At 56.9% G+C, this 26512-nt stretch carries 27 protein-coding genes; 17 read left to right on the forward strand and 10 right to left on the reverse strand.

Annotation, left to right across the window (positions count from 1 at the left end):
* Nucleotides 1–124 precede the first annotated feature (124 nt).
* Entirely contained in the window at nt 125–907 is a 783-nt protein-coding gene (locus DPRO_RS08705; RefSeq protein ID WP_097011694.1) for a tetratricopeptide repeat protein, read from the forward strand.
* A gap of 70 nt (nt 908–977) precedes the next feature.
* Here DPRO_RS08705 and DPRO_RS08710 read toward each other — a convergent pair whose 3' ends face one another.
* On the reverse strand, nt 978–2141 hold the full coding sequence (locus DPRO_RS08710) for an ATP-grasp domain-containing protein (RefSeq protein ID WP_097011695.1): 1164 nt from the start codon (nt 2139–2141) through the stop codon (nt 978–980).
* Nucleotides 2141–3520: a sigma-54-dependent transcriptional regulator gene (locus tag DPRO_RS08715; RefSeq protein WP_097011696.1), complete on the reverse strand. Its 1380-nt coding sequence runs from the start codon at nt 3518–3520 to the stop codon at nt 2141–2143. Before DPRO_RS08715 ends, DPRO_RS08710 begins: the two co-directional genes overlap by 1 nt.
* Nucleotides 3521–3728: 208 nt before the next feature.
* On the opposite strand from DPRO_RS08715, the gene DPRO_RS08720 reads away from it, so the two are divergent.
* The 6 genes from DPRO_RS08720 to DPRO_RS08740 all read left to right on the forward strand — a co-directional run bounded on the left by DPRO_RS08720 (nt 3729) and on the right by DPRO_RS08740 (nt 8310).
* Nucleotides 3729–4307, forward strand: coding sequence for a 5-formyltetrahydrofolate cyclo-ligase (locus tag DPRO_RS08720; RefSeq protein ID WP_097011697.1), 579 nt, complete (start codon nt 3729–3731; stop codon nt 4305–4307).
* Nucleotides 4295–5059, forward strand: coding sequence for a polyphenol oxidase family protein (locus DPRO_RS08725; protein ID WP_097011698.1), 765 nt, complete (start codon nt 4295–4297; stop codon nt 5057–5059). The genes DPRO_RS08720 and DPRO_RS08725 overlap by 13 nt, the downstream gene beginning before the upstream one ends.
* Before the next feature lie 75 nt (nt 5060–5134).
* Nucleotides 5135–5305, forward strand: a complete 171-nt coding sequence (locus tag DPRO_RS20235) for a hypothetical protein (protein ID WP_162291135.1) — start codon at nt 5135–5137, stop codon at nt 5303–5305.
* Between the two features lie 7 nt (nt 5306–5312).
* On the forward strand, nt 5313–6668 hold the full coding sequence (locus DPRO_RS08730) for a B12-binding domain-containing radical SAM protein (RefSeq protein WP_097011699.1): 1356 nt from the start codon (nt 5313–5315) through the stop codon (nt 6666–6668).
* A gap of 71 nt (nt 6669–6739) precedes the next feature.
* Nucleotides 6740–7438 carry a cell division ATP-binding protein FtsE gene (ftsE, locus tag DPRO_RS08735; protein ID WP_097011700.1) on the forward strand — a complete coding sequence of 233 codons (699 nt, stop codon included), beginning with the start codon at nt 6740–6742 and terminating at the stop codon, nt 7436–7438.
* Entirely contained in the window at nt 7435–8310 is an 876-nt protein-coding gene (locus tag DPRO_RS08740; RefSeq protein ID WP_097011701.1) for a cell division protein FtsX, read from the forward strand. Before ftsE ends, DPRO_RS08740 begins: the two co-directional genes overlap by 4 nt.
* A gap of 164 nt (nt 8311–8474) precedes the next feature.
* On the opposite strand, the gene DPRO_RS08745 is transcribed toward DPRO_RS08740, so the two are convergent.
* From DPRO_RS08745 to DPRO_RS20670, 3 genes are read right to left on the reverse strand one after another with little or no spacing between them, the layout of a single operon-like run.
* On the reverse strand, nt 8475–9059 hold the full coding sequence (locus DPRO_RS08745; RefSeq protein WP_097011702.1) for an NAD(P)H-dependent oxidoreductase: 585 nt from the start codon (nt 9057–9059) through the stop codon (nt 8475–8477).
* A gap of 12 nt (nt 9060–9071) precedes the next feature.
* Entirely contained in the window at nt 9072–9455 is a 384-nt protein-coding gene (locus DPRO_RS20385; RefSeq protein WP_197706510.1) for a peroxiredoxin-like family protein, read from the reverse strand.
* Between the two features lie 12 nt (nt 9456–9467).
* Nucleotides 9468–9722 carry a thioredoxin domain-containing protein gene (locus tag DPRO_RS20670; RefSeq protein ID WP_197706504.1) on the reverse strand — a complete coding sequence of 85 codons (255 nt, stop codon included), beginning with the start codon at nt 9720–9722 and terminating at the stop codon, nt 9468–9470.
* 307 nt (nt 9723–10029) lie between these two features.
* On the opposite strand from DPRO_RS20670, the gene DPRO_RS08755 reads away from it, so the two are divergent.
* Nucleotides 10030–10464 carry a winged helix-turn-helix transcriptional regulator gene (locus tag DPRO_RS08755; RefSeq protein WP_097011703.1) on the forward strand — a complete coding sequence of 145 codons (435 nt, stop codon included), beginning with the start codon at nt 10030–10032 and terminating at the stop codon, nt 10462–10464.
* Between the two features lie 280 nt (nt 10465–10744).
* On the opposite strand, the gene DPRO_RS08760 is transcribed toward DPRO_RS08755, so the two are convergent.
* From DPRO_RS08760 to DPRO_RS08770, 3 genes are read right to left on the reverse strand one after another with little or no spacing between them, the layout of a single operon-like run.
* Nucleotides 10745–11509 carry an aminotransferase class IV gene (locus tag DPRO_RS08760; RefSeq protein WP_097011704.1) on the reverse strand — a complete coding sequence of 255 codons (765 nt, stop codon included), beginning with the start codon at nt 11507–11509 and terminating at the stop codon, nt 10745–10747.
* Entirely contained in the window at nt 11506–12771 is a 1266-nt protein-coding gene (locus tag DPRO_RS08765) for an anthranilate synthase component I family protein (RefSeq protein ID WP_097011705.1), read from the reverse strand. The genes DPRO_RS08760 and DPRO_RS08765 overlap by 4 nt, the downstream gene beginning before the upstream one ends.
* Nucleotides 12746–13282, reverse strand: a complete 537-nt coding sequence (locus tag DPRO_RS08770) for an aminodeoxychorismate/anthranilate synthase component II (RefSeq protein WP_097011706.1) — start codon at nt 13280–13282, stop codon at nt 12746–12748. The genes DPRO_RS08765 and DPRO_RS08770 overlap by 26 nt, the downstream gene beginning before the upstream one ends.
* Before the next feature lie 153 nt (nt 13283–13435).
* On the opposite strand from DPRO_RS08770, the gene purD reads away from it, so the two are divergent.
* Together purD and purE are read left to right on the forward strand one after the other, a co-directional pair.
* Nucleotides 13436–14713, forward strand: coding sequence for a phosphoribosylamine--glycine ligase (gene purD / locus DPRO_RS08775; RefSeq protein ID WP_097011707.1), 1278 nt, complete (start codon nt 13436–13438; stop codon nt 14711–14713).
* Nucleotides 14714–14999: 286 nt separating this feature from the next.
* Nucleotides 15000–15482, forward strand: a complete 483-nt coding sequence (gene purE, locus DPRO_RS08780) for a 5-(carboxyamino)imidazole ribonucleotide mutase (protein WP_097011708.1) — start codon at nt 15000–15002, stop codon at nt 15480–15482.
* Nucleotides 15483–16088: 606 nt separating this feature from the next.
* Here the strand turns inward: purE and gltA are convergent.
* Together gltA and DPRO_RS08790 are read right to left on the reverse strand one after the other, a co-directional pair.
* A complete protein-coding gene (gene gltA / locus DPRO_RS08785) occupies nt 16089–17504 on the reverse strand; it encodes an NADPH-dependent glutamate synthase (protein ID WP_097011709.1) in 1416 nt (471 codons plus the stop codon).
* Nucleotides 17497–18342, reverse strand: coding sequence for a sulfide/dihydroorotate dehydrogenase-like FAD/NAD-binding protein (locus DPRO_RS08790; RefSeq protein WP_097011710.1), 846 nt, complete (start codon nt 18340–18342; stop codon nt 17497–17499). The genes gltA and DPRO_RS08790 overlap by 8 nt, the downstream gene beginning before the upstream one ends.
* A gap of 353 nt (nt 18343–18695) precedes the next feature.
* Between DPRO_RS08790 and DPRO_RS08795 the strand changes: the two genes are divergently transcribed.
* The 7 genes from DPRO_RS08795 (at nt 18696) to DPRO_RS08825 (ending at nt 26494) form a co-directional block, all read left to right on the forward strand.
* The gene (locus DPRO_RS08795; protein WP_097010316.1) at nt 18696–19910 is read left to right on the forward strand and encodes an ISL3 family transposase; all 1215 of its coding nucleotides are present in this window, start codon (nt 18696–18698) and stop codon (nt 19908–19910) included.
* A gap of 49 nt (nt 19911–19959) precedes the next feature.
* The gene (locus tag DPRO_RS08800; RefSeq protein WP_097011711.1) at nt 19960–20379 is read left to right on the forward strand and encodes a hypothetical protein; all 420 of its coding nucleotides are present in this window, start codon (nt 19960–19962) and stop codon (nt 20377–20379) included.
* A gap of 140 nt (nt 20380–20519) precedes the next feature.
* Nucleotides 20520–21389 (forward strand): LytR/AlgR family response regulator transcription factor, encoded by an 870-nt coding sequence (locus DPRO_RS08805; protein WP_097011712.1) that lies wholly within the window; start codon nt 20520–20522, stop codon nt 21387–21389.
* A 119-nt stretch (nt 21390–21508) separates the two neighbouring features.
* Nucleotides 21509–23428, forward strand: coding sequence for an acetate--CoA ligase (acs, locus tag DPRO_RS08810; protein ID WP_097011713.1), 1920 nt, complete (start codon nt 21509–21511; stop codon nt 23426–23428).
* 197 nt (nt 23429–23625) lie between these two features.
* Entirely contained in the window at nt 23626–24741 is a 1116-nt protein-coding gene (locus DPRO_RS08815; RefSeq protein ID WP_097011714.1) for a glycosyltransferase family 4 protein, read from the forward strand.
* Nucleotides 24738–25334 carry a histidine phosphatase family protein gene (locus DPRO_RS08820; protein WP_097011715.1) on the forward strand — a complete coding sequence of 199 codons (597 nt, stop codon included), beginning with the start codon at nt 24738–24740 and terminating at the stop codon, nt 25332–25334. Before DPRO_RS08815 ends, DPRO_RS08820 begins: the two co-directional genes overlap by 4 nt.
* Nucleotides 25334–26494 carry a glycosyltransferase family protein gene (locus tag DPRO_RS08825; protein WP_097011716.1) on the forward strand — a complete coding sequence of 387 codons (1161 nt, stop codon included), beginning with the start codon at nt 25334–25336 and terminating at the stop codon, nt 26492–26494. The genes DPRO_RS08820 and DPRO_RS08825 overlap by 1 nt, the downstream gene beginning before the upstream one ends.
* Nucleotides 26495–26512 lie beyond the last annotated feature (18 nt).

Genomic DNA, 26512 nt, shown 5'->3' on the forward strand with positions numbered 1-26512 from the left:
GACGTTACGCATGACTATTGCCCGTTCATTTTTCGCCGTTGTTTTCCCTCTTTCCATCATGATCCTTTCCATCGGTCTCGCCCTGCCTGCCGTTGGCATGCACTAACCACCGGAGGCACAACCGATGTCCATCTCCCGATCCTTCGCCGCTGTTGTCTTTCTCCTGACTGTTCCGGTTCTTTGCGTCGCCTTTGCCCTGCCCGAGCTGGGCGCGGCACTCCGACACGATGCCCACGCCGGTGATGCGGATGCCCAGTACGAGCTGGCCCGCATGTATTTTGAAGGTGATGGAGTCGAACAGAGCACGGATCAGGGTATCCACTGGATGATGGAATCGGCCAATAGCGGCAACCCATACGCCCAACTAACCTATGGCCTCATGCTCATGGGCGGGCAGGAGGTGCCGCAGGATATGGACAAAGGCCTTGCCATGGTCCGTTCTGCCGCAGAGCAGGAACTGGCCGAAGCCCAGGGTGTGATGTCCATGGCTTACGGCAAGGGCATCGGCGTCCAGCCCGACACACAACTCTTCCTCTACTGGATGCGCCGCGCTGCCAGCAACGGGGATGCCATGAGTCAGTTCAATCTGGCCGTAGCCAACCTGACCGGCAAATTCATGCCGCAAAATGCCGGTGAAGGGATGTACTGGTTGAAGCTCGCTGCCAACGGCGGGTTTCTCGACGCACAGGTGACGCTGGGCGAGATTCTCCTGAACGGCCTCGGGCGCGAGCCGGATATCGTGGAAGCGTGCAAGTGGTTCGCCATTGCCGGGAGCCAGGGGCACCCCAAGGGCAACTACCTGTTAGGGCAGGTCTCGCCGCTCATGACGCAGGATCAACGGGATGAAGCCGCTGACCGGGCCAAGGAATGGCTGCGCAGACAGCAGGCGCACATGCAGGCCGGTTGATCCGGACCCAAGCCCCGACAGCCCATTTGGCACAACGGTCTGACGCCGGTTCTCCGCTTGAGGACTGCGACTATTTCGTGGTCAGGAAGCGTGCGAAGTCCGTGGTCAGTGTCTGCTTCAATTCCTGCAGCGAATCCTGATCCATCCGGGCAAAGGCAAAACCGAACACCGGATACTCAGAATAATCAATCTTACGCAATTCCAACACGTTGGAAAACATCGATTGGAATCCATCGTAATCAACCGAGGCAATGGACGACTTGTCCATACCCGGAGGAACGTCACCGATAACCATGACGGTCACTTCCCCCTTGTGCTCGGCCAGCAGAGTGGACCAGTCCGGGCGTTTGTTCTCAAAGAAATATTCATACGGATTGAAGCCCCAGGCGTGGATGGTGATATCGGCCACGCACCAACCGGCAAAGCGCAGCGGATTGGCTTCGATGGGCTGGATATGCCCCTGCTCGTCTACGCGCACTTCAAGGTGCATGGGGAAGTTGCGGAATCCGCAGACCTTGACCAGTTGCGCCGTATATTCGGTGAACGGCTCCAGCCAGTTACGGATGATGCGTGTGGACGTATAGTACAGGCGGTCCGAGATATCATCGTCACTCACAAAGTGGTGGAAGAGGATATTGGTGATCACCGGCTCGCCGTTCTCATCGTAGTAGACATCAATGGCGTACTCGTCGCCCTCAATCCCTTCTTCGATCAGGAACTCGCCCGCATTGACCACGGCCTCGGGGTACTCGGCGTTCATCTTTTCCCGCTCGTCACGAATGGTCTGCACGACCTCCGGCCACTGGGCATGGTCGTTGACCACATGCACCCCGAGGCTGAAAAAGCCACGCGCCGGTTTGACCACGAAAGGCACCGGCATGTCGCTGATATCAATGGTATCCATATCTTCGGGGCGAACACGCTTGAAAGCATACTCGGGGTGGAGGTCGGTAACGGTCTCGCGGAACAACGCCTTGTCCTTGCAGATGTCGATCTGCTTCACCAGCTCGTCGTAACAGCCACAATCAAAGATATGGGCCAGGGCGTTTTCCGAATTGGAAAGCACCCGCTGCCCCACGGCCAGACGGGCGGCAAACTCGATATTATCGACAAGTTCGATATCCCTTCCCTCGGTGAATTTACGGGCGCCGGGGATATCCAGAACAGGCTGCTTGAGCCGTTCAACGGTCTTGAGCATCAGATCGGAAACATAGGGTGCGTCGAGCAGAAACATTACTTTGCCTTCCCTGCCAGTTCATATTTTTTCAATTTATACTGAAGGTTGGACTTGGAAAGTCCCAGCATTTCAGCCGCCTTGACCTGCACGAACTCGGACTGGACCAAAGCCCGCTTGACCAGCGCCCCTTCGATCTTGTCCATGGTCTCGGCAAGATTGAGCTTGGATGGGAGCAGGTCGACGGCAGACTTGAACTGTGCTTCCTCGTCCTTGATCTCGGGAGGCAGGTCATCGGCCTTGATGATATCACCCCGAGTCAAAACGGTACACCGCTCCACGACATTTTCGAGCTGACGGACATTACCCGGCCACTCATAGGCGGTGAGGTAGTCCATGGCTGAAGAGGAAAAGCCGGATATTTCCACCTGGTTCTCTCGCGAATACTTATCGAGAAAGTGGGCGGCCAGCAGCGGGATGTCCTCGCGCCGTTCCCGCAGTGGCGGCATGAAGATGGAGACAACATTGAGGCGGTAGAACAGGTCTTCGCGGAACTCGCCCTTGCTCACGGCCTCCTGAAGATTCTTGTTGGTGGCGGCCACGATACGGATATCCACATCAAAGGTCTCGGCTCCACCCACGCGCTCGATCTGGTGCTCCTGCAACACGCGCAGCAGCTTGACCTGCAATTCCGGGGTCAGCTCGCCGATCTCGTCGAGAAAGAGCGTGCCTTTGTTGGCCTGTTCAAAGCGTCCCTTGCGCATGGCCGTGGCACCGGTGAACGAGCCTTTTTCATGACCGAACAGTTCGGATTCGAGCACACCGGGATTCAGCGCCATGCAGTTGACCGTCACGAACGGCTCGTCGCGTCGGGGCGAGGCATTATGGATCGCCCGGGCAATAAGCTCCTTACCTGTTCCGGATTCACCGAGAACGAGCACCGTGGATTTGGACGGAGCGGCACGGTCCACCATATCCATGACCTGCTGCATGCCCTTGCCCCGGGCAATGATGTTGCCCTTGGAGTAGCGGTCGCGGATTTCCTGTTTCAGGCGAATATTTTCCTGCTGGGTGGCGGCGTACTGCTTTGCCTTGGAAATGGAAAGAAGCAGCTCTTCGTTGGCAAAGGGCTTGGTAATGTAGTCAAACGCCCCGATACGCATGGCCTCGACCGCCGCTTCAATGGAGCCGAACGCGGTCATGATCAACACAGGGATATGCGGATAGTTCTTCTTGCAGTGCGCCAACACATCCTGCCCGGTGAGCTTGGGCATCTTCATGTCGGTCAGGACGATATCCACCTCGGAATCTTCGAGATAGGCCAGTCCCATTTCCGGGTCGGAAAGGGTCGTCACGTTGTACCCTTCGTCCTCCAGAATGGATTCCAGAATGAGCAGGTAGTTTTTCTCGTCGTCGAGAATCAATATATTCGCGGGCATATGTTCCAGCCTTGGTTTGTATGGTATGCAAGGCGCGTGGGGCGCCTGACCGTCCGGGAGGATACAACAAGACGGGCTGAAACCCAAGCAGTGATGTTGCCCGCAGTCGCGACTACCCATATGGACTGAGGATCAGGGGACCATGGTCACCGGATTATTTATCGAGCCGGAACTGGATTGCCACCGGCTGACGTGCTATTGAGAGAGCATGGAAACTGATAAGCAAATATTACGAGAAGAAATGCTGGCAAAACGGCAGGCGCTGCCCAAGGAAGAGATTCTGGAGGCGAGCGAGTGCGCTCTTGAGATGATCCGCACGTTGGCCGAATGGAAAAACGCGCAGGAAGTCCTCATATATTGGCCCATCCGCGGCGAACTGGATGTGCGACCGCTTGTGACCGAACTGTGGCAGCGCGGCTGCACGGTACTGATGCCACGATGCCGTCCTGATGCCTACGGCGAAATGGACATCGCCTGTGCAACCTGTGAGGACGAACTGGTACCCGGCCCGTTTTCCATCATGGAACCCGACGCCGACAAGTGCCCGCCCGTGACCGACTGCCGACCCGATATTGCCTTCATCCCCGGCGTCTGTTTCGACAGACTGGGATACCGCCTCGGATTTGGCGGCGGCTATTACGATCGCCTGTTGGCCACAAACAGCATGGCCAAGACTCTCAAGATCGGTATGAGTTATACGTTCCAATTGGTGCCGGAGCTTCCCCAGCAACCGTGGGACATGCCCGTGGATATCATCTGCACTGAAGAGGAACTATGGCGTCCATAGCGTTTTTCCCATTTGAATTCGTCGGCATCCACAACGTAGGCATCGCTTTTACCTCCCGGCGGGGCGGTGTTTCCGAACCGCCCCACGATTCGGCCAACCTTTCATTCGATGTGAACGACGATCCCGCCAAGGTGGCCGAGAACCGCCGGTACATCAACGACCGCTTCGGACTCACAGGCTGGTGCGAATGCAAGCAGGTGCACGGCGACATCCTCCACGTGGACCCGTCCCCCATTTCCACAAGTGAACCGGCCACGCTAGAAGGCGACGGCATGGCAACAGCCACCCCGGGACACGGCTTGATCGTCAAGACCGCCGACTGCCAGCCGATCATGCTGGCCCACCGGTCCGGCCGCTATGTGGCAGGGCTTCACGCCGGATGGCGCGGCAACAAGATCAATTTCCCCGGCTCCGGCGTGCGCGCCTTTTGCGACGCCTACGACCTGAAGCCCGAAGATGTCTTTGCGGTCCGTGGACCATCACTGAGCCCTGCGGCTGCCGAATTCGTCAATTTTGAAAGCGACTTCGGCCCGGGGTTTGAAGCCTATTTCAACGCCGAAGCCAACCGCGCCGACCTGTGGCAGATGACCCGCGACCAGTTGATGGACGCAGGTGTCCCCGAAAAGCAGATATTCGGCATCGATCTCTGCACCATGGGTATGGACGAGACCTTTTTCTCCTACCGCAAGGCGTGCGCCTCGCCGGTGAGAGACACCGGCCGTCAGGCAGGGATCATCTGGATCAAGCCGTAACAGGCCTGAACATCCGTCCGATGTGCCGCAAAGCAAGACATTCACGAACAAATCCGATACACGTTCTCCATGGGCATGCTACTCAAACTGATCATCGTACTGGGACTGATCTTCCTCATCATCAGCCAGTTCACCAAATCCAAGGCCAAGCGACAGGCCAATCGCGATCGATGGACCAACATACTGCTGGGCATTCTCATCGTGATGCTCGCCCTGTCCATACTGTCCAACTTCATCACCCGATAGAGTTCCCATGACGCGCCCGGTGTTTCCGAATATACAGTGGTCCGGCGAAGGTCCGCGAATACTGGGTATCAACCCGTGGATTTTCGACTTTGCGGCCTTCAATGTCTGGTCGCGCCCCGTGGGGCTGCTCGCCTGCCTCGATATGCTGCGGGCAGCCGGTGCGTCCGTTGCGCTCATGGATTGCCTTGACCGCACCTGGAGTGACGTCCCGTGGCCCAAGGCCGGGAAATACGGCACCGGACACTACCCCAAGGAAGAACTGCCGCTGCCGGACGAGCTTTTCTTCATGGACAGGCGCTACTCCCGCTACGGACTGCCTCGCGAACAGGTCAAGGAAGCGCTGGGCGCCCTAAACCCGGCCCCGGAACTGATCATGGTCTCGTCCATCATGACCTACTGGTATCCCGGCGCACTGGACGCACTCGAACTGGCAGCGGAAGTGTGGCCGGACGTTCCCCGAATGCTCGGCGGCAACTATGCCACCCTGTGTACCGACCATGCCCGCGAACATGCCCGGGCCGATGCCATCATGCAGGGAACCATGGAGACCGAAGCCAACTGGGCCAGCGTGTGGAACGTCCTCGGTCAACCGGTTCCACCCTTGCCGGAAAACGCCGGACTCGGATTGGCCCTCGACCTCTACTCCGAGCCACGATACGCGCCCATACTCGGCTCACGCGGCTGTCCATTCACCTGCGACTACTGCGCCAGCCACGCCCTGTATCCCAATTTTACCCAAGGCTCGCCCGATGCGGTGTACGCCTCCATCAGGCAGGAGTACGACCGCGGCGTGCGCGACTTCGCCTTTTACGATGACGCACTGCTGGTCACCCCCGATCGCTGGCTCTGGCCCGTGCTCGACCGCATCGTGCACGACGGTCTTGACCTCAGACTGCACACGCCCAACGCCATGCATGTGCGTCGGCTGAACAAGGAAGTCTGCGGACGGCTCCGGGAGGCCGGGTTGCATACGGTCCGACTGGGACTGGAGACCACAGATTTCGACAACCGGCATGATGTTAAACTCACGCGCCGGGAGTGGGAAGATGGCGCACGCAATCTGCTTGAGGCGGGATTCGATCTGGACGACATCGGCGTCTACATACTGTTCGGGCTGCCCAACCAGAACCTCGACAACGTGGAGCAAGCCATCGACCATGTCCGGGCCTTTGGATTCCGTCCGCACCTCGCCCACTACACGCCGATCCCCGGCAGTCCCATGTTTCACAAGGCCGTTGCCGCCAGCCCGCACCCCATCGCCGACGAACCGCTCTTCCAGAACAATTCCATCTGGCCGTGCGTCCCCGGGGGATTCAACTGGGAGGATGCGCAGCGCTGGAAACAGTTGATGCAGGGAAGATAACGACCAATGATGCAGCAACTGTTTGCACACTCTGTACAAAAAACCGTTGTCCGGTTACACCTGATCCCATGATGGTGAAAGTCGACCACCTTTCGTATAATTTCGGTTCCTACTGGGCGCTCAAGGATATCTCCTTCTCTCTGGATAAAGGGGAGTTTCTCTTTTTGACCGGTCATTCCGGCGCGGGAAAGACCACCCTGCTCCGGCTGCTGTATGGTGCACTGCCCGTCAAGCGCGGCCGTGTTCAGGTGGCCGGGATGCAGCTCAACAGGCTCAAGAAACGCCATGTCCCCATGCTGCGACGCAAGGTCGGCGTGGTTTTTCAGGATTTCAAGATTCTGCCCAAGCGCACGGTCTTCGACAATGTGGCCATGGCTCTCGAAGTCCGGGGAATGCCCCGTACGCATCTTGAGCGGCGAGTTCGCGCCATTGTCCGTGCCATGGGTCTGGAGAGTAAAAGCTACTCCCAGTGCGAGCGTCTTTCCGGCGGCGAGCAGCAACGGGTCGCCATTGCGCGATCCATGGTCGCCAACCCCGAGTTGATTCTGGCCGACGAACCCACAGGTAACCTCGATTTCGACCTGACCATGCATCTCATGGATATCTTCAAGCAGTTTAACACCTATGGGACCACCGTCATCATGGCGACCCACAGCCGTGAAGTGCTGGATTGCGTTCCCGAAGCGCGCATCCTCCACCTTGAGGACGGACGCATCGTCACCGAGGGCGCAGACGACGAGGACATCCCATACGGGGAGGAGTTCGCATGATAGGACAACTCGCCCGACTGACCTGGCGCGGCATTGCCGACTTCGCCCTGCATCCCGTAGCGCAACTGCTGACGCTGGTGGCCGTGACCATGGTGACGCTCCTCACCGGATTGATCCTCATGGGGCTGCACAACGTCAATCAGGAAATACTCAAGTCGCGTGGCGATGTGGAGTACCAGATTTACTGGAAGGTCGATCTGCAAACCGAAGCCGTGCTCAAGGACTGGAAAACCATCAAGGGCATGCAACACCTTGATCAATTCAAGACCTATACTCCCAGCGACGCCTTGCAGGAACTGGGCACCTCTCTTGGCGAATCCGGCGACTTCTCCTGGCTGGCCGACAGCAACCCGCTGCCTTACTCGGGACTGGCCGCCTTCAAGGTGCCGCCCGAAGCGCAGGAAGAAGGGTGGACAGCCAAGCTCCTTGCCCGCCTCCAGTCCCTTCCGGGTGTGGATTCCGTCAGCTACACGCCCTTTCAGGCCGACCTCGCGCAGGGGTGGATGACCATCACCCACGCTGTCATCTGGCCGGTGCTGGGCTTCCTTGCCCTGATCGTTTCGCTGGTGGTCCACAACACCATCAAACTCTCACTCATGACCCGCATGGATGAAGTGGAAATCCTGTCACTGGTCGGCGCACGCCCCAGCTATATCCGCTGGCCGCTGCTCACCGGCGGCTTCCTGCAGGGAATCATCGGCTCCCTGTCCGGCATCGGATTTCTCGCCCTGGTCCATCACTTTACCGCAGACGTTCTCAATTTCGCGCCATTCATGCTCCAGATACAATTCCCGCCGTTCCAGCAACTGGCGGCACTCGTCGGCGCAGTGACCTTTGTCTGCATGATCAGCAGTTGGGTTGCCGTAAAATAGCCCGGAATCTCTTTTTTTCAACTCACCTCGTTTCATACTTGAAGAGAAAGGGGCTGCCACTTTAAAAAAATCCCCCTGTCATATTGCAATTATGGCAGGGGGAAACTTCTCAGCACATTCTGATGCTCTTTTAATCATCACATGGCATCAGCTTTCGTCTTTACCTAAAACACTTCCGCCAGATGCTTTTCAAACCGCTTGAAGTCGGACTCCACCTCCGGGTTCTTGAGCACATCGAAACACGCAAACGACTTGAGCGGTTCCATGCCGAAGAAGCGGAAGTTGAGATGCATGGGCCAGAACAGATCATCGATGGACCGGCCTTCAAAAAACGTCTGGGCAGGGTCTCCGAAGGCAACACCTGGCGCATTGAACGTCAGCGAAAGCATGTACTTTTTACCGCATAATGTACCACCAGTGCCGTACTGCTTTGACGGGTCGGAGCGGGTTCGGCCATCACCGTCGCAAAGGCGACCATCCATGCCGTTGGTGTAGACCATGTCCATGTACTTCTTGCAGGACCAGGCAACGCCCATCCAGTTGACCGGAGTCTGGAGGATGATCGCATCCGCCCATCGGTGTTTTTCAACTTCGGCGTCCACATCCCATTCATCCTGCATGGTGGTGATCTGAACTTCACACCCCTTGGCCTTGAGATGCTCTTCAGCCATTGCAACGAGCGCTCTGTTCAGATTGCCCTCTGAAAAAGAGTACGGTTCATGTCCGTTAATAATGAAAATGTTCTTCATGGCGGAAACCTCTTACAATTCCTTCAATGCGTTAACCACTTCGTCAGGCTCGAGGCGCTTGGTATAATCGGCATCGGCGAAATGATACGCCACGGTTCCATCCTGTTTGATGACATACGTAGCTGTCACGGGCAGGGACCATGTGCCGTCGCCATTGGACGCTTCAAGGTCAATGCCGAACTGTTTATATATACCCTTGAGGGAGTCACTTACTGTGAACACCAGCCCGTAGGACTCGGCCACCTTGTTTCCTGCATCATAAAGGACTTCGAATGTGAGTTCATTCTTTTCTTTGGTAGACAACGAGTTGTCAGGGGTTTCAGGACTGATGCAGACAAGGGTTGCACCCATGGACTCGATTTCAGAAAGACGACGTTGCAGAGCTGCCAGCTCCAGATTGCAGTAAGGTCACCAGCCGCCCCGGTAAAAACTGACGACAACCGGTCCCTCCGAAAGCATGGCACCGAGATTCATCTCCTTGCCCAGGTGGTTGGGAAGGGTGAAATCCGGGGCCGTTTCGCCGCTTTGAACCGCTTTGCCTTCAATGCCCGACGCCTTGAGTGCTTCGGTCTCACTTGCCATTGTAGCCATCTTGTCGGCAGGGATGTTTTCCTTGGCGCTTTGCGACATCGCTTCCAATTGTTTTTGTAAGTCGCTCATCATATATTCCTCATATTGTTAGGGATTGACCGCACTGCTCACGCGGTTCATTCATTCCTGAGCTATTGAGTAAGAATAGCCTATTTGCCGACCATGACAAGTACCGACAAAAAAGTCGGGTACTTACTTGGAGGTAAGTTGCACTTTAGTTCAGGATGTTAAGTGAGTTACTTTTTTTGACCAGTAGCCGGGTTCATTGGCCGCTTCCGCTTTACCAGTATTTTGAAACGCCCTATACTTTGGGCAGGTACCTACTTCACTGTGAGTACCTTCTAAAAAGCAAGCATCAAGCCCTATGCTGGAGGATAGCATGAAAGTAGGTATATCCTGTGATCTCAAGCGAGCCGGTGACCGTGATTTCCGGTGCTTTTTCGAGCTCTCACAGCAGGTGATCGGCGGGAAGTGGAAATTCAAGATCCTATTCTATCTCAGCCAGAATTCGGTCATGCGTTTCGGCGAGTTGCGTGACGCAATCTACGGGATATCCGAAAAGGTACTCATCCAACAGCTCAAGGAGCTTGCCGCTGACCAGATAGTCCATCGGGAAGTGTACAAGCAAGTACCGCCCAAGGTGGAGTATTCGCTCACCCCATTGGGGCAGACGCTGATTCCGACTCTCGAAAACCTGTTCGACTGGGGACAGAAGTATGCTTCACATCTGGTCGCGCAGAAGTGCAACATGCCCATTGAGCCAGGTGAGATTCTTGATGATATCGAGCTGCGGGTAAAAGAAGTGACTGACTAGACCTTTCTGATCCAGAGAGTATTTGTGATAGGAAGCCGCCTTTGGCGGGATTTGTCGGGTGATTTCGCCTCCGGCGGGCAAGGACTGCCGCCCTTGCATCCCCAGTCTGGCTCCTGTGGAGCCATGGGGTGCATATAGGTAATCGCTGATTTTACTTAAGCCCCACCCTCGCCGAAGGCGCAATAGGATTCCAAAGGGGCCCGCCCTTTGGCCGCCGGAGGCAAAGTCTTTCCGACATATCGCCGCTACGCGGCGCTCCCCTTCTGATCTTTCTTCAGTCTCAACAACCGAGAACGAGACTGGTCACCGGCTCGCACGGCCCTTCGTCCGGGGCGAACGCGTACTCACCTATGCCGACGATGGGACGCATGCCGATGAGCGAGTTGAGCAGATAGGCGTGACGGAACTCACCTAACTCATCGCGGTTGATGGGGCGGGTGGTGATGTCGTGAATGGTCTTGGCCTGCGCCAGCGTCGTGGATGGCAACTTGAAGTCCGACTGTGGCTCATACAGTGAACCATTCTTTTTGAACAGAATGGCACCGGTGGTCGCTTCGAGCAGATTGTTGTCGAAATCGAACAGCGCGGAATCATCAAATCCGGCAGCATTGGCCTGCTTGTGGGCCAGATGAAAAAACATATAGCTGTTGGTCTTGTGCGCATTGAGGTGCGAAACGTGCCGCTCTTCGCACAGACACAGCCGATAGGCTTTGTAGGGCCTTGGCTCGAACGGCGCGACCAGCACTACAGGATGACTGCGGGGCGTGCCGGCGGAATAGACGATATTGACCCGTGCCGTGCTTCCTGAAAGCTCGTTCCTGTCGAGAAGGATGTTGACGACCCGCTCGAAATCGATGGTGTCATAGGCAATGTCATGGGCTCGCAGGGAGTGGAACAGTCGATCCAGATGCAGATCCAGATGACAGAGGTTGTTCCCGTTGTAGTAGATGGTCTCGAAAAAACCGGTGCCGTAGCGAAATCCGGGCGCTGTGGGATTGACCGCCAACGCCTTGGAGCGAAGCTTGCCGTTGGAATAATGAATCACTGGGGAGCCGTCCTGAAAAATTTTTCCGCTTTTGCCATGGTCTCCTCATACTCGGATGTCGGTGTCGAGTCCACCACGATACCGCTTCCGGCATAGGTATCGAGTGTGTTGCTTACGGTGTCGAAAACTGCGGTGCGGATGGCGATGGAAGAGTCCATATTGAGCCGGTCGCGAATGACGACCATGGAGCCGCAGTAGATACCGCGGGCGTGCGGTTCCAGTTCCTCGATGATGGCCATGGAACTCCGCTTGGGACAACCGGTGATGGACCCGCCGGGGAACGCATCGAAAAAGAGATCGAGACAATCCCGGTCAGAGCGAAGCCGCCCGGTGACGTCGGAATACATCTGAAGCAGGTTGTCCACGCGAAACACGGATAGATGGTTGTCCACACGCACGGAACCGTACTCACAATTGGCGCTGATATCGTTGCGAATCAGGTCCACGATCATGGAAAGCTCGGCCCGCTCCTTGGGAGACTCGGTCAACCGCCTGATGGTTTCCGGTGAATCGTCCTCGCTACGCAGGGTGCCTTTGATGGGCTGAGACAGAACAAGGCCATCGACAACCTGAATGAACCGCTCGGGCGATGTGGAAAGTATCCGGTGACACCCTGAATTGTACCAGGCGTAAAACGGCGCGGGATGACGATGCTCCAGATGCAGGAACAGGCTGAGCGGATCAAGGCCCGGACAATACCATGTCAGGCGGGTGGAGAGATTGAGCTGGTACGTAAGCCCGGATCGGATGTGCTCAAGGGTTTGACGGACCCCCTGCTCATAGGCGGCTTGGTCGAGAGAAATGTCTGGCGGCGTGCACGGCATGGCGTCAAATATGGCGGCGATGGACACGGGTTGCTCGATCACGCCTGTCACCGAGTCGAGAATACCCGAATCAACGCAACTCAGGACTGCCTGACCGGTTGAAGCCTTATACTCAATGGTTGCCGCGTACTTTTTCAGATGTCCGAGGGACATATGCCGGGGCTTGCCGGATGGTATGTTGCGCAGAATCATGCCGTAATCATAACTGACATATCCCATGGAGAGACCGGGAGAGCCGAAACAGAATTCCCTGACGTCATCCGGCGTGGTGTCGCCATCGAAAACCAATTCGGCAATAGGGCGGATGCCGATGATAGGCGTGGTCTCCGCTGGGTACCCGGGAGCCGAGAGCACGAGATCGGCCTGTTCGGTTCGGGCCAGATGGGCGGCGATTTCCCGGAAGCGAAGGGGGCTACAGTCCCAGGTATGCAAGAGCATCGACAATGAATGTCCCTCCGTTTTCCGTCATGAATGACTCGGGATGAAATTGATATCCCATCACGCGATTCGCCTTGTTGCCCAGGGCCATGGGTACGCCGGAACCGTTTTGGCACAGCACTTCCAGCCCATCACCCACACGGGAGACATGGAGGGAGTGATAGCGGGCCACGGTTTCCTGCTTGCCGTTCCAGAGAATGGAATCGGTTTTCCCGTGAACGCACCCCTCCAGACGAGCGGTTTCGCCGCCAAAGTGTTCGTTGAGTAGCTGCATGCCAAGACAGATGCCGAGAACCGGCCGTCCAGAATCGATAATATGTTCGTACCCCGGATAGTCTGCGGGCGTGCCGGGACCGGGGGAAATCACCACCAGATCATAGTGGTTCGGCTCCGGCAGATTGAACTTATCATAGGAAACCACGGCAATTCGTGCATCCTTGATGGCGGTGGCCAGCAGGTGCTCCAGATTGCGGGTAAAGCTGTCATTATTGTCGATGAGTAAAATGCGCATGGTCTCCCCGGTCCCATACTTAATGGAGGCGGGCACGCCTTTCAACAGGAATTACTGTTTGTCCAAAGCGTGACGATTCCCTTTGTTTGTCTTGATAAACAGGCTTTTTTTCCTTAAACGAGTGAGCATCCCAAAACACTCAAGGGGGCTTTCATGAAGATATTGGTTGTCGGTAGCGGAGGACGTGAGCACGCGTTGTGCTGGAAATTGTCACAGAATCCCAAGGTTGAAGAGATCCTGTGCGCGCCGGGCAACGGCGGCACCGCTCAGGTCGGCAAAAACGTTCCGGTCAAGGATGACGACATCCCGGCACTGGTTGCTCTGGCTAAAGAGGAAGCGGTTGATCTGGTTGTGGCCGGTCCCGAAGTGCCTCTGGTGCTTGGCCTGTCCAATGCTTTGGAGCAGGAAAACATCCCCTGCTTTGGCCCCAATGCCTACGCAGCCAACCTCGAAGGCTCCAAGGCGTTCTCCAAGAATGTCATGGCTGATGCCGGTGTGCCGACCGCCCCGTTCAGGGTGTTTGATGAATTTGAACCCGCTGTGGCCTTCATCCGCGAAAAGGGCGCACCCATCGTGGTCAAGGCCGATGGTCTTGCCGCAGGTAAGGGTGTCGTCGTAGCTACCACCGAAGAAGAAGCCATCGAGGCCGTTGAAGAGATGATGGTCAAGAAGGTGTTCGGTTCTGCCGGAGATCGCGTGGTCATCGAGGAAACCCTCAAGGGCGAAGAAGCTTCCTTCCTCGCTTTTTGTGACGGCCGAAATTATGCGCTGCTCCCGTCCAGCCAGGATCACAAGGCAGCCTATGAAGGCGATACCGGTCCGAACACCGGCGGCATGGGTGCCTACTCCCCTGCTCCGATCCTGCCCAAGGAAAAATATGCTGAGACCGCCGAGATGTGCATCCGCCCGATCCTGAAATATCTGGCCGCCAAAGGCGAGCCGTTCAAGGGCGTGCTGTACGCTGGTCTCATGTACACGGATGAGGGGCCGTCCGTCCTCGAATATAATGTTCGTTTCGGCGATCCCGAGTGCCAGCCGCTGCTCATGCGTCTGGAGACCGACCTGCTCGATATCATGTTTGCCTGTATCGAAGGCCGACTGGATGAAATTGATGTTGTCTCGACCCAGCAGACCGCCTGCGGTGTTGTCGTGGCTGCCGAGGGGTATCCCGGCTCCTACCCCAAGGGTATGGAAGTGACCGGACTCGACGAAGCCGATGCCATGGAAGGGGTCAAGGTCTTTCAGGCCGGAACCGCCATGAAGGACGGTAAAATCGTCACCTCTGGCGGGCGCGTACTGTGCGTCACCGCTCTGGGTGACGACCTTGGAGCTGCTCAGAAGCGGGCCTACGAAGCGGTGGATAAGGTCCATTTCGACAAGAGTTTCTATCGACGCGACATCGCTGACAAGGGATTGAAACGCCTTAAGTAAGTATGAATGGCAGTCAGAACGGCTTCGGTTACGCGACGTTGTTCGCTGTTGATCGATCGGCCCGATATGGTCGCCTTTTATATAATATATTGAAATAACAAATTCTCCGGACCAACCACGGGCGGACATGGTGTCACGCTCTGGCCCGAAATTTTTCCCTTAGATGCATCAATCGATGTGAAGGGAAAGGGGATGGGGGACTGGGAGCAATAAGGCCGAAAGTACCTCACAAAGAGGCTTCAGCCATATTCTTCCGACCGCCGGAGGCAATGCACAGGAGAGAGTTATGCCTCAAGTTGTTATTTTTATGGGTTCCATTTCCGATGAAGAAAAAATGCGTCCGTGTTCGGACCTCTTCAACGAATTGGGGATTGATCACGTTTTCACCATTTCTTCGGCGCACCGCACGCCCGAGCGTACCGCTCGTCTGGTCAAGGAGTACGAGGAAGACGGATGCCAGGTATTCATCTGTGCAGCCGGTCTCGCCGCTCATCTGGCTGGTGCCGTTGCTGCCAAAACCATCAAGCCGGTGCTCGGTGTACCGCTGACCGCGTCCGCCTTCGGCGGCATGGATGCCATGATGGCTACCGTGCAGATGCCTCCGGGCTTCCCGGTCGGTACCGTGGCCCTGGACAAGGTCGGCGCCAAGAACGCCGCATGGCTCGCCGCTCAGATTCTTGCCCTGCAGGACGAAGAGTTGGCACAGCGTATTCGTGACGCCCGTCAGGGATTCGTCGAGTCCGTGGAAAAGGCTGCCGCCAGCTTGTAAAAAAGCCAAAGCAGATCAGTATGAAACGCCCCGTCCGTATGGATGGGGCGTTTTTTTGGAGGACAGAATAGGAGCGCCGCTTCGCGTCGAAATGTCGTAAGGCTTGCCTCCGGCGGCCAAAGGGCGAGCCCCTTTGGAATCCCAGTGCGCCTTCGGCGAGGGCGGGGCTTAAGTAAAGTCAGTGAATAACTATAGGTGACCCATGGCTCCATAGGAGCCAGACTGGGGATGCAAGGGCGGCAGTCCTTGCCCGCCGGAGGCGAAATCACCCGACAATCCCGCCGAAGGCGGCTTCCTATCCTGATTTTCATTGAAGAACGCCCCGTTGCGTCGATATATCGGAAAGACTTTGCCTCCGGCGGCCAAAGGGCGGGCCCCTTTGGAATCCTAGTGCGCCTTCGGCGAGGGTGGGGCTTAAGGAAAGTCAGTGAATAACTATAGGTGACCCATGGCTCCACAGGAGCCAGACTGGGGATGCAAGGGCGGTAGTCCTTGCCCGCCGGAGGCGAAATCACCTGACAAATCCCGCCGAAGGCGGCTTCCCATACTGATTTCCCACAAAAAAAGCGCCGACCTTAACGATCGGCGCTTCGTTGATTCTGATGCTTACAGCAACCTGTCGGCTATTTCCTTGGCGGCCCGCCGTCCCGCGCCCATGGCGGAGATGACCGTTGCCGCTCCGGTGACGATATCGCCTCCGGCAAAGACGTTGGGCATGGAGGTCTCGCCAGTCTCCGGATCGGCCTCGATGTATCCCCACTTGTTCAGTTCGAGATCGGGCGTGGCGTCCAACAAAATGGGATTGGGACGCGTACCCACGGCGATGATCACCATATCGCAGGCGATCTGTTCGGTCTCGCCCTCCAGACAGACCGGAGAACACCGACCGGAATCGTCCGGCTCACCCAACTCCATTTTCTGCACGGTCATGGCCTTGAGCCGTCCCTGATTATCGCCATGGAAGGTCATGGGACCGCACAGACAGCGAATCCGAATACCCTCTTCCACGGCGTGTTCGATTTCCTCGCGACGGGCGGGCATCTCATCCTCGGAACGGCGATAAACGATGGAAACCTCATCGGCCCCCATGCGCAGGGCGGTGCGGGCAGCGTCCATTGCCACGTTTCCGGCCCCGATAACGACCACGCGCCGCGCCCTGTAGGCGGGAGTGTCGTAGTTGGGGAAATCATAGGCTCGACCGAGATTGACGCGGGTCAGGTACTCGTTGGCAGAGAAAACCCCCACCAGATTCTCGCCGGGAATATTGAGGAACCGGGACAAACCGGCTCCGACACCGATAAAGACGGCGTTGTATCCGTCATCGAGCAGATCCTGAATGGTAACGGTCTGTCCACCCACCCAGTTGGTGCGGAAGGTCACACCCAGCTCCTTGAGCCCTTCAAGCTCCCGGCTGACAACGGTTTTGGGCAGACGAAATTCGGGGATGCCGTAGACAAGCACGCCGCCGGGTTCATGCAGAGCCTCGAAAACGTCGACCTTGATGCCGCGCCCGGAAAGATACCCGGCAACGGTAAGGGAAGACGGCCCGGCCCCGATACACGCTACCTTAAGATCGTCGCGCTCCATGGCGCAGGACGGCAGATCGGTAACCTCTTCACAGGCGGTTTGCGCGGCAAAGGTATCGGCCACGTACCGCTCCAGCCGTCCGATGGCCACAGGCTCGTGCTTCTTGCCCAGAATGCACTTGCCCTCACACTGGGTCTCCTGCGGACAGACACGCCCGCAGACCGCGGGCAGAGAGTTGGTCTTGCGAATGACGTTGTACGCTCCGGTCAGATCATCATCACACAGGCAGGCAATGAAACTTTTGATGTCGATGTTGACGGGACACCCGTCCTGGCAAAGCGGCTTCTTGCATTGCAGGCAGCGATCAGCTTCCAGTATGGCCTGCTCACGGGTGTAACCAAGTGCGACTTCACTGAAGTTAGAGCCGCGCTCCATGGCATCCTGATGGGGCATGGGCGTCCGGCCGCGAATTGCTTTCTTCTTTTTATCAGCCATTGCACTGACACTCCTTGCTGAACAGCTCCATGGATTCCTCTTCCTGCTTCTTAAATTGCCACAGTCGGGTCTTGAGTTCGGCGAAATCGACCTTGTGGCCGTCAAATTCCGGCCCATCCACACAGGCGAACAGGGTCTTGCCGCCGACCGTGCAACGACAGGCTCCGCACATGCCGATGCCATCCACCATGATCGAATTCAGAGAGACAGTGGTTTTCGTTCCGAATGGCTCGGTCACCTTGCAAACAGCTTCCATCATCGGCACCGGTCCAATGGCAACGACTTCGGCCACCTCATCCTCGGTTTCGAGGATGTCCTTAAGGACTTCGGTGACAAATCCCTTGTGACCTTCGGACCCGTCATCCGTGGCAATGCGCAGCTCGGGGCAGAACGAAGAAAGTTCGGTGCAGAAGAGCAGCAGATTCTTTGAACGGGCACCAACGATGGCGATGACGCGATTGCCCGCTTCCACATGGCCCTTGGCGATATGATGCATGGCCGCGATGCCGGTACCGCCGCCAACGCAGACCACGGTGCCGGAATTCTCGATATGCGTGGGCTTGCCCAGTGGACCGCATACGTCCAGCAGTTCACAATCCTGTTGCAGCTTGTTCAGCTCGGCAGTGGTCTTGCCCACGACGAGATACACGATCGTAATGGTGCCGTTTTCCTTGTCGCAATCCGCAATGGTCAGGGGGATGCGTTCCCCGTGCTCGCTTGTTCGGATCATGACAAAATTGCCGGGTTTGGCTTTCTTGGCGATCTGCGGCGCGTCGATGACCATCATGGTCGTCTGGCCCGGGATCAACTCTTCCTTTCGTACGATCTTGTAACCCATGGATACCTTCCAAAAAATAGATTCTCGCGTAAATATAGAAAACCGAAGGTAATTCGGCATTCTGGACCTTGGTAGTACCCTCTCGGGCGCAGGGTTGTCAAAAGCTCTGTCTGGTTGTATAGTCGTCTACATCGAATAAGATTCGGATTAGCCAATTCCCACGGAAGGGAAGCGGAAAACCACGGGTCCCTCAGGATTGAGCGTGGCGAAAGCCACAGGGACGGCCGGGCTGCGATTGTACGCGCCTAGGCCCTTTTTTAGGTTCATCCGGCTAAAGCGTACTTTTGACAAAATGAAAGGACATGGCGTCCAACCGTTGGAAGCATCACCAACCAGCGGGAGGAGTAATCACCATGTCCACGAGTTTCATCTACCACGCGTTCGGCCTGCGAGGCTACGACTACGTTCGGCAGGATTTCATCGCAGGCAACATCATCCTGAAAGTGCAGCCCAAGGATGACTTGATTCGTTGTCCTTGCTGCCATTCCAGAAACATCATTCGCCACGGCTTTGCCGAAAGATGGGTTCAGACTGTGCCCATCGGTTTCAAGCCCGTCTGGCTGGTCATTCCCGTCCAACGGGTAGGATGTCGCAATTGCGGCGTCATTCGTTTGATCGACATTCAGATCGCCGAGTCCAGGCGCTGGTATACGAAAGCCTTTGAGCGATATGCTCTCGCCTTGGCAAAAAAGATGACGATTCAGGATGTTGCCGATCTGCTGGGCGTCGGTTGGGACACCATCAAATCAATCTTCAAGCGCTATCTGTTTCGCCGTTTCTCAAGTCCCAGCCTGGGAAAGATCAAGTATATCGCCATCGACGAAATCAGCGTCCGTAAAGGGCAAAAGTACCTCACGCTGGTCATGGACCTCGAAAGTGGCGCAGTCGTCTTTGTTGGTGAAGGACGAAGTCGAGAAACGCTTACCCCGTTTTGGGAACGTCTCAAGAAGACAAAAGCCAAGATTGCGGCTGTGGCGACGGACATGAACGCAGGCTACATCAGCGCTGTCATGGAGAACTTGCCGAATGCGGCTATCGTGTTTGACCGGTTTCATGTGGTCAAGCTGATGAACGAGAAAATCACGCAGATCCGCCGCCAGCTCTTTCGGGAACTCACCTCGCCACTTGAAAGGAAAGCGGTCAAAGGAACTCGATGGATTCTTCTGAAAAACCCCGAAAATCTGGATGAAAGCCGTGATGAAAAGGAGCGCTTGGATGAAGCGTTGCGGCTGAACAAACCTCTGGCGACAGCCTACTATCTGAAAGAGGATTTGCGGCAACTCTGGTCCCAGCCGAACAAGGCGACGGCAGAGAAAGTCATCAACGACTGGATCGCCAGAGCCGAAGCCTCGGAGATACGCCCTTTGCAGATCATGGCGAGGACGCTTGCCTCGTATCGTTTCGGCATTCTTGCCTATTACGACCATCCCATCTCATCAGGCCCAATCGAGGGAACCAACAACAAGATCAAGACGCTGAAACGACAAGCCTACGGATATCGGGATACCGAGTTCTTCAAGCTCAGGATCATGGGAATTCACGAAGCGAAGTACGCTTTAGCCGGATGAACCCTTTTTTATGCAAAAAAGGGCGGCAGCTTCATCGTAGGAGGGACGCGTGAGAATCAACTCCCACGCATCGGAACAATATCGCAGAAACGCCGTGGTCGAACGACCGCGCGTTGACGCACGCACTGAGCCGCAGGCCAGCGTGAAGACGACCTCGTTCGGCTTCCGACTGGGCAAGTTCGGTGTTGATTTCCAGTCCCAGGATACCCGACTCGACCCTTCTCTTTCCCGCGATGTTCGTGAAAAGCGCCAGAAGGCCCGGGCCTTTGAAGCCGAACGTGATGTGGAAACCCTACGCGCCAAGATCGGCGCCGAAGGCGCCCACTACCGCGAAACCGCCGGAACCACAGCCACGGACTTCTCCAGCCGCCCGGCGGAATACCAACTCCGCAACGGCATCGCCGCGTATTTGCGCACATCGGATAATCCATTGCCCCTGCCAGGCAATATGCTCGCCTCTGTGGTCTGATCTCCCGCCACATTGCATACCCACCCTGATTCGCCGAACAATCGACGACAAACTTGCGCCCGAGATCAAATCCCGCTAAGAGTATGAAAGAATAGAGCTTCCGTCTTTGGCCCTACCGAGGAACCGCAACCCGAGTCGCCATGCCCAAACTCAAGACCCTTCTCATACATCCCGATCCGGAGGTTCGCTCCGCCCTTCGTGATGCGCTGGAGGATGTGTCCTTTGTGCAGGTGCTGGGCGAAGCGGTCACAGCCTTTGAAGCCATGGAACTGCTGGAAGCCATTCCCTACGGCGTCTTCTTTCTGGGTACCGACCTGCCCGGCGATGCAACAGGCATCGAGCTGGCCCAGATGTTTGCAGGGCGCAAGCACAAACCGGCACTGGTTTTCATCTCCAATTCCGAAAACAAGGCGTATGCGGCCTTTGAACTGGGTGCCACCGACTACCTTCTGTGGCCGCCTGCCCCCGGGCGTATGGCCCGCACCGTGGACCGGTTGCAGAATTTCAAGCAACGCTTCCGCGAAGTGCCTACGCCGGAGAGCTACTCTGCCGAACCCGACGACGCAGATCATGACGACGAGCAGACCGTGAAGCTACCCCTGCCCGAAGAGGAACAGGACACATTTCTGGCAGCGCTCAAATCCGCATGGGAGCAGACCGCCAATCGTCGGCCCGAGATCGACAAGCTCGCCGTGACCCAGGACGGACGGACCATCCTCATCCCCTACGACCAGATCATCTTTGTCGAGGCGTTCGAGGATTACTCCTATGTTCACACGGCCAATCAGAAATTTCTCTCGTCCTACCGGCTCAAGAACCTTGAAGACCGGCTGGGACCGCACCGGTTCTTCCGAGTGCATCGCAAGTACCTTGTGAATCTGGACATGGTTACGGAGATCGCCTCCATGCCGGGGTCCAACTTCATGCTGCGAACAGCGGGCCGCACCCGTATCGAGCTGCCCATCAGCCGTCGCCGCATAGCTGAATTGAAAAAAATCATCGGCCTGTGACCGTTTACCCCGCCCCGGCAACCGCTGACCGAATATGGCGGGAGTTGCGGCGAAATGTTGTTATCAATGAGACTCGCTGAACCGGCTTTCCGGCCGGTTGGATGATGCGAGGAGGAAAAATGGATCAGTTCGGAACCGTGGATAATCTGCTGCAGGAAGAACGGGTATTTCGCCCGCTACCGCAGCTGGTCATAGAAGCCAACGTCAACCCCCAGGAACTGGAAGGGGCGCGGAAGTTTGCGCGCATGGACCACCAGGGCTACTGGGAGGAAGCTGCCGACGAACTGGATTGGTTCAAGAAGTGGGATCAGGTCTTTGATGACAAGGACGCACCGTTTTACAAATGGTTCGTGGGCGCACGCTGCAACATCGTCTACAACGCCCTTGATCGTCACATCGAAACCGCCAACAAGAACAAGCTCGCACTCATCTGGGAAGGCGAACCCGGCGACACCCGCAAATACACCTATTTTGAACTTTACCGCGAAGTGAACCGCTTTGCCAACGCCCTGCGCTCACTGGGTATCCGCAAGGGCGACCGGGTGGTGGTCTATATGCCGCCCCTGCCGGAAACGGTCATCGCCATGCTCGCCACGGCCAAGATCGGCGCCATTCACTCCGTGGTCTTCGCAGGTTTCTCGGCCAAGGCCCTGCGCCAGCGTATCAATGACGCCCAGGCCAAGCTGCTGATCACGGCAGACGGTTTCTACCGCAACGGTCAGGTCATCAACCTCAAGGAAACCGCAGACGAAGCCCTGATGGGCGCCTGTGCCGACTGCGTGGAATCCATGGTCATGGTTCGCCGCTGCAATATCGGCGTGGAAATGACCGATGGACGCGACTTCCATTATGAAGACCTGATCCGTCAGGAGCGCAACGAAGCGCCCACGGAAGTGATGGAGGCTGACGATCCGCTCTTCCTGCTCTACACCTCGGGTACCACGGGCAAGCCCAAGGGCATTGTCCATTCCCATGCCGGATACATGGTGGGCGTCAACCGCACCCTGACCACGGTCTTTGACATCAAGCCGACCGATATTTTCTGGTGCACTGCCGACGCCGGTTGGGTAACCGGCCACTCGGCAGTTGTGTACGGGCCGCTCATGGCCGGTACCACATCGGTCATGTACGAAGGGCATCCCAACTATCCGCAGGCCGACCGGCTCTGGTCCATTGTCGCCAAATATGGCGTCACGATTTTCTATACTGCCCCGACCATGATCCGCATGCTGATGCGATTCGGCACCCAGTATCCCAAGCCCCACGATCTCTCCAGCCTGCGCCTGCTCGGTTCGGTGGGCGAACCCATTTCCCCGGAAGCGTGGATCTGGCTCTACAAGAACATTGGTCGGTCCGAGTGTCCGGTCCTTGATACGTGGTGGCAGACCGAAACCGGCATGTTTATGATCTCGCCGCTGCCCATCAGCCTGCTCAAACCGGGATCGGTCACCAAACCGCTCCCTGGCGTGGAAGCGGACGTGGTCGACAAGGAAGGCAACCCGGTTCCTCCGGGCAAGGGCGGTCTGCTGGTCGTAACAAAGCCATGGCCGTCCATGATGACCGGCCTGTGGAACGACGAGGAACGGTACAAGGAATACTGGGAGAAAATTCCCGGCGTCTACTATGCCGGTGACGTAGCCCGCAAGGACGAGGACGGCTACATCTGGATTCAGGGCCGTGCCGATGATGTCATCAACATCGCCGGACACCGCATCGGTTCGGCAGAGCTGGAAGCGGCCTTTGGTGCACACCGCGCCGTATCCGAATGCGCGGTCATCGGGGTTCCCGACAAGATCAAGGGCGAGGCTGCCAAAGCATTTGTGCTGCTCAATCACGGATTCGAGCCGGATGACGAACTCATCAAGGATCTCAAGAAGACCATTCGCAATGAGCTTGGGCCCGTGGCTGTCATCAAGTCCATCGAGTTCAGAAAGAAATTCCCCAAAACCCGATCCGGCAAGATCATGCGCCGCGTGCTCAAGGCAGAAGAACTGGGCCTCGAGATCGGCGATCTGACGGGAATGGACGACGACGATTAACCAGCCAATATATTTACATTAAGATCACAACGCCCTGACGCTTTACCGCAACAGGGCGTTGTATCGTTTCATCCCCACCCATACGCCGGTTGCATCCTGTGGCATTTCATGGGAGCGTGCGCGGGAATGTCACGGCTTTTCCTAACCCGGTCTTTCAGGTACACAGTGGCAAGCAACCTCCAACCACGAGCTTTTCTTTGAAAATAGCCTTTTGCACACCCTTCAAACCCATCGATCACCCCAATGTCTCCGGCGACGTGACCATTGCTCGCGACCTGTACCAGACGCTGGAAACCCTGGGACATACGATGATCCGGCTGGATCACTATCCTGCCAAGGAGATTTATTGGCACCCCTCCAGGTGGGCGCGAGCCGGACTGGCTGCCAGAAAAATGATCGAGCAGGCTGAAGGCGCTGACTGCTGGCTCACCTATGGTTCCTACTACAAGGTGCCGGATGTGTTCGGACCGTTGGCGACGACCAAACTGGAGATGCCGTACTTTCTGTTTCAGGCATCCTATGCCGTCAATCGCGGCAAGCGGCTCGGCACATGGCCGGGATACCGGCTGAATCGGCGGGCCATGCTCATGGCGGATCACATTTTCTGCAACCGCATGAACGACATGCGCGGTTGCGCCAAGCTGTTGCCGGATGACGACTACACGTATGTTCGGCCCGGAGTGCCGGACGGACTGTTTGCCCGTGACACACAGGAGCGAGAACGACTGCGTCAGGAATGGGGAGTGGACGATGTACCGGTTGTCATGACCGCGGCCATGATGCGCCACGGCGTAAAGGCAGAGGGACTTCGATGGGTTATCGAATCCTGTGCGGCACAGGTTGAGCGCGGGCAGGAGCTGCAACTGGTGATTGCCGGTGACGGCCCCCAGCGGCAGGCCATCGAAGCCGAAGCCCGTGAAGCGCTCGGTGACCGGGTTCGCTTTCTGGGCATGGTTGACCGGACGGACCTGGGCGGCGTTTTCAGTGCAGGGGACATCTTTGCCTTCCCCGGCCTTGAGGAATCCGTGGGCATGGTCTATCTGGAGGCTCAGCAATGCGGCCTGCCCGTTGTGGCAACGGACGATGAAGGCGCGCCACATGTTGTGCAACACAATGTTTCCGGGCTGATTACCCCGGTGGACAAAAACGAATTTACCGAAGCCGTAGGCACACTGTTATCGGATACTGTTCTGCGGCAGACCATGGGCCGACAAGCCATGGAATATGTACGCCGCAACCATTCGGCCTCAATAAATTATCAAGCAATGGCACGCACCATGGAGCGGATCGTGCTGCAAGGGAAATTATCATGACCACCTTTTTCTGCATGCGACATGGACAGACGGACTGGAATCAGGACAAGCGCATACAGGGCCAGACCGACACCGAACTGAATGACAAGGGGCGCGAAATGGCTCACCAGTGGGGCAAATCACTGGCCGACAACCATTTCGACTGCATCCTTTCGAGCGGTCTGTGTCGTGCTGTTCAGACGGCGGAGATCATCAACGAGTACCTGGGCGGCATCCCGCACCATATTGCGGTGGGGCTTCAGGAACAGGATTGGGGACAATGGACCGGCAAGACCGCCGCTGAGCTGGCCGACATTCGCAATCAGGTCAAGAAGCAGGAAAAACGCGGCTTCGAATTCCAACCGCCCAACGGGGAAAGCCGGGACGAAGTTCTCATGCGTACCTGTGACGCTCTGCTGGAGTTCTCCGAAGACTGCCCCGAGGACTCCGTACTGGTGATCACGCATAACGGCGTTCTCAAATGCCTGACCTACGCCTTGTCCGGGCTGGAGTTCCTGCCTCACGAGAAAAGCCCCATCAAGCCCTACCACATCCACCGGATCGAGTGCTTCGAGAACGAACTCGCCCTTGGTGAAATCAACATGGAGCTGTAATGCGTATCGTCTTCTACTGCCAGCATGTGCTGGGCGTCGGCCATGTTTTCCGCAGCCTGGAAATCGTCAAGGGGCTCAAGGACCATGAGGTGATCATGGTCACAGGCGGTGCTGAGGTGGAATTCGATCCGCCGCCAAACATGACCCACATCCAGTTGCCCGGGCTGATGATGACCCCGGACTTCAAGGAGTTCATTCCCCTTGAGGAGGGAGTGACCGATGTTGAGGATGTGCTGACGCGCCGCCTTGCCCAGTTCAAGGAGATCATGCGCGAATACCGGCCAGATGTTTTTCTGGTGGAACTGTTCCCCTTTGGACGCAAGAAGTTCCGGTTCGAGCTGCTGCCCATTCTCGAATACGTCGGGTACGACACCTGGGGACCGTGCAAGGCGGTCTGCTCGGTTCGCGATATTCTGGTGGAAAAGGACGACATGCAGCGACAGGTGCAGCGGGTTCACGCCATGCTCAATCCCAATTTCGACGCCGTGCTGGTCCACTCTGATCCCAAGCTCGTCAAACTGGACGAAACATTTCCCGGCGTGGACGGCATCGTCCCCTCTGTACATTACACCGGCTACGTGGCCCGCAAACCGGCCCCTGGCGCAGGAGCAGCGCTGCGTAAAGAGTTGAACATGGGAGACACTCCCCTGATCGTTCTTTCCGTTGGTGGCGGACACATCGGCTCCAACCTGCTGGAAGGCACCCTGAGCGCCTCCAAGCTGCTGGCCGAGAGCCATCCCCACCGGTTGTGCGTTTTCACCGGTCCCTATGCCACGGACGAGGCATTTGCCAACTACCAAGCCATAACCGACGACTGCGACTGGATCACAGTCAAGCGATTCACCAAGCGGTTCCCGGACTACCTTGATGCAGCAGACCTTTCCGTTTCATTGGGTGGCTACAACACCACCATGAACCTGCTTGCCACCGGGACCTATGGATTGATGTATCCATTCCTGCAGAACCGCGAACAGCGGATGCGCACCGAGCGCCTTGAACAGCGGGATATCGTGAAAATGCTGCTTGATGATGATCTGCAACCCGACGTGCTGGCCAAGCACATGGCGGCCGGACTGGAACGGACGCCCACACCCCACGGGCTGAACCTGGATGGCGGCGAAACCAGCGCTCGCATTCTGGAAGAATTGATCTCAAAATAAGAAAAGCGGGAAGAGGTT

It is taken from the genome of Pseudodesulfovibrio profundus (assembly GCF_900217235.1).
Lineage (GTDB): Bacteria > Desulfobacterota > Desulfovibrionia > Desulfovibrionales > Desulfovibrionaceae > Pseudodesulfovibrio > Pseudodesulfovibrio profundus.

Excerpts from the sequence above, each read along its gene's own strand:
- DPRO_RS08705 (WP_097011694.1), top strand. The coding sequence starts at position 125 with ATGTCCATCTCCCGATCCTTCGCCGCTGTTGTCTTTCTCCTGACTGTT.
- DPRO_RS08710 (WP_097011695.1), bottom strand. The coding sequence starts at position 2,141 with ATGTTTCTGCTCGACGCACCCTATGTTTCCGATCTGATGCTCAAGACC.
- DPRO_RS08715 (WP_097011696.1), bottom strand. The coding sequence starts at position 3,520 with ATGCCCGCGAATATATTGATTCTCGACGACGAGAAAAACTACCTGCTC.
- DPRO_RS08720 (WP_097011697.1), top strand. The coding sequence starts at position 3,729 with ATGGAAACTGATAAGCAAATATTACGAGAAGAAATGCTGGCAAAACGG.
- DPRO_RS08725 (WP_097011698.1), top strand. The coding sequence starts at position 4,295 with ATGGCGTCCATAGCGTTTTTCCCATTTGAATTCGTCGGCATCCACAAC.
- DPRO_RS20235 (WP_162291135.1), top strand. The coding sequence starts at position 5,135 with ATGCTACTCAAACTGATCATCGTACTGGGACTGATCTTCCTCATCATC.
- DPRO_RS08730 (WP_097011699.1), top strand. The coding sequence starts at position 5,313 with ATGACGCGCCCGGTGTTTCCGAATATACAGTGGTCCGGCGAAGGTCCG.
- ftsE (WP_097011700.1), top strand. The coding sequence starts at position 6,740 with ATGGTGAAAGTCGACCACCTTTCGTATAATTTCGGTTCCTACTGGGCG.
- DPRO_RS08740 (WP_097011701.1), top strand. The coding sequence starts at position 7,435 with ATGATAGGACAACTCGCCCGACTGACCTGGCGCGGCATTGCCGACTTC.
- DPRO_RS08745 (WP_097011702.1), bottom strand. The coding sequence starts at position 9,059 with ATGAAGAACATTTTCATTATTAACGGACATGAACCGTACTCTTTTTCA.
- DPRO_RS20670 (WP_197706504.1), bottom strand. The coding sequence starts at position 9,722 with ATGATGAGCGACTTACAAAAACAATTGGAAGCGATGTCGCAAAGCGCC.
- DPRO_RS08755 (WP_097011703.1), top strand. The coding sequence starts at position 10,030 with ATGAAAGTAGGTATATCCTGTGATCTCAAGCGAGCCGGTGACCGTGAT.
- DPRO_RS08765 (WP_097011705.1), bottom strand. The coding sequence starts at position 12,771 with ATGCTCTTGCATACCTGGGACTGTAGCCCCCTTCGCTTCCGGGAAATC.
- DPRO_RS08770 (WP_097011706.1), bottom strand. The coding sequence starts at position 13,282 with ATGCGCATTTTACTCATCGACAATAATGACAGCTTTACCCGCAATCTG.
- purD (WP_097011707.1), top strand. The coding sequence starts at position 13,436 with ATGAAGATATTGGTTGTCGGTAGCGGAGGACGTGAGCACGCGTTGTGC.
- purE (WP_097011708.1), top strand. The coding sequence starts at position 15,000 with ATGCCTCAAGTTGTTATTTTTATGGGTTCCATTTCCGATGAAGAAAAA.
- gltA (WP_097011709.1), bottom strand. The coding sequence starts at position 17,504 with ATGGCTGATAAAAAGAAGAAAGCAATTCGCGGCCGGACGCCCATGCCC.
- DPRO_RS08790 (WP_097011710.1), bottom strand. The coding sequence starts at position 18,342 with ATGGGTTACAAGATCGTACGAAAGGAAGAGTTGATCCCGGGCCAGACG.
- DPRO_RS08795 (WP_097010316.1), top strand. The coding sequence starts at position 18,696 with ATGTCCACGAGTTTCATCTACCACGCGTTCGGCCTGCGAGGCTACGAC.
- DPRO_RS08805 (WP_097011712.1), top strand. The coding sequence starts at position 20,520 with ATGCCCAAACTCAAGACCCTTCTCATACATCCCGATCCGGAGGTTCGC.
- acs (WP_097011713.1), top strand. The coding sequence starts at position 21,509 with ATGGATCAGTTCGGAACCGTGGATAATCTGCTGCAGGAAGAACGGGTA.
- DPRO_RS08820 (WP_097011715.1), top strand. The coding sequence starts at position 24,738 with ATGACCACCTTTTTCTGCATGCGACATGGACAGACGGACTGGAATCAG.
- DPRO_RS08825 (WP_097011716.1), top strand. The coding sequence starts at position 25,334 with ATGCGTATCGTCTTCTACTGCCAGCATGTGCTGGGCGTCGGCCATGTT.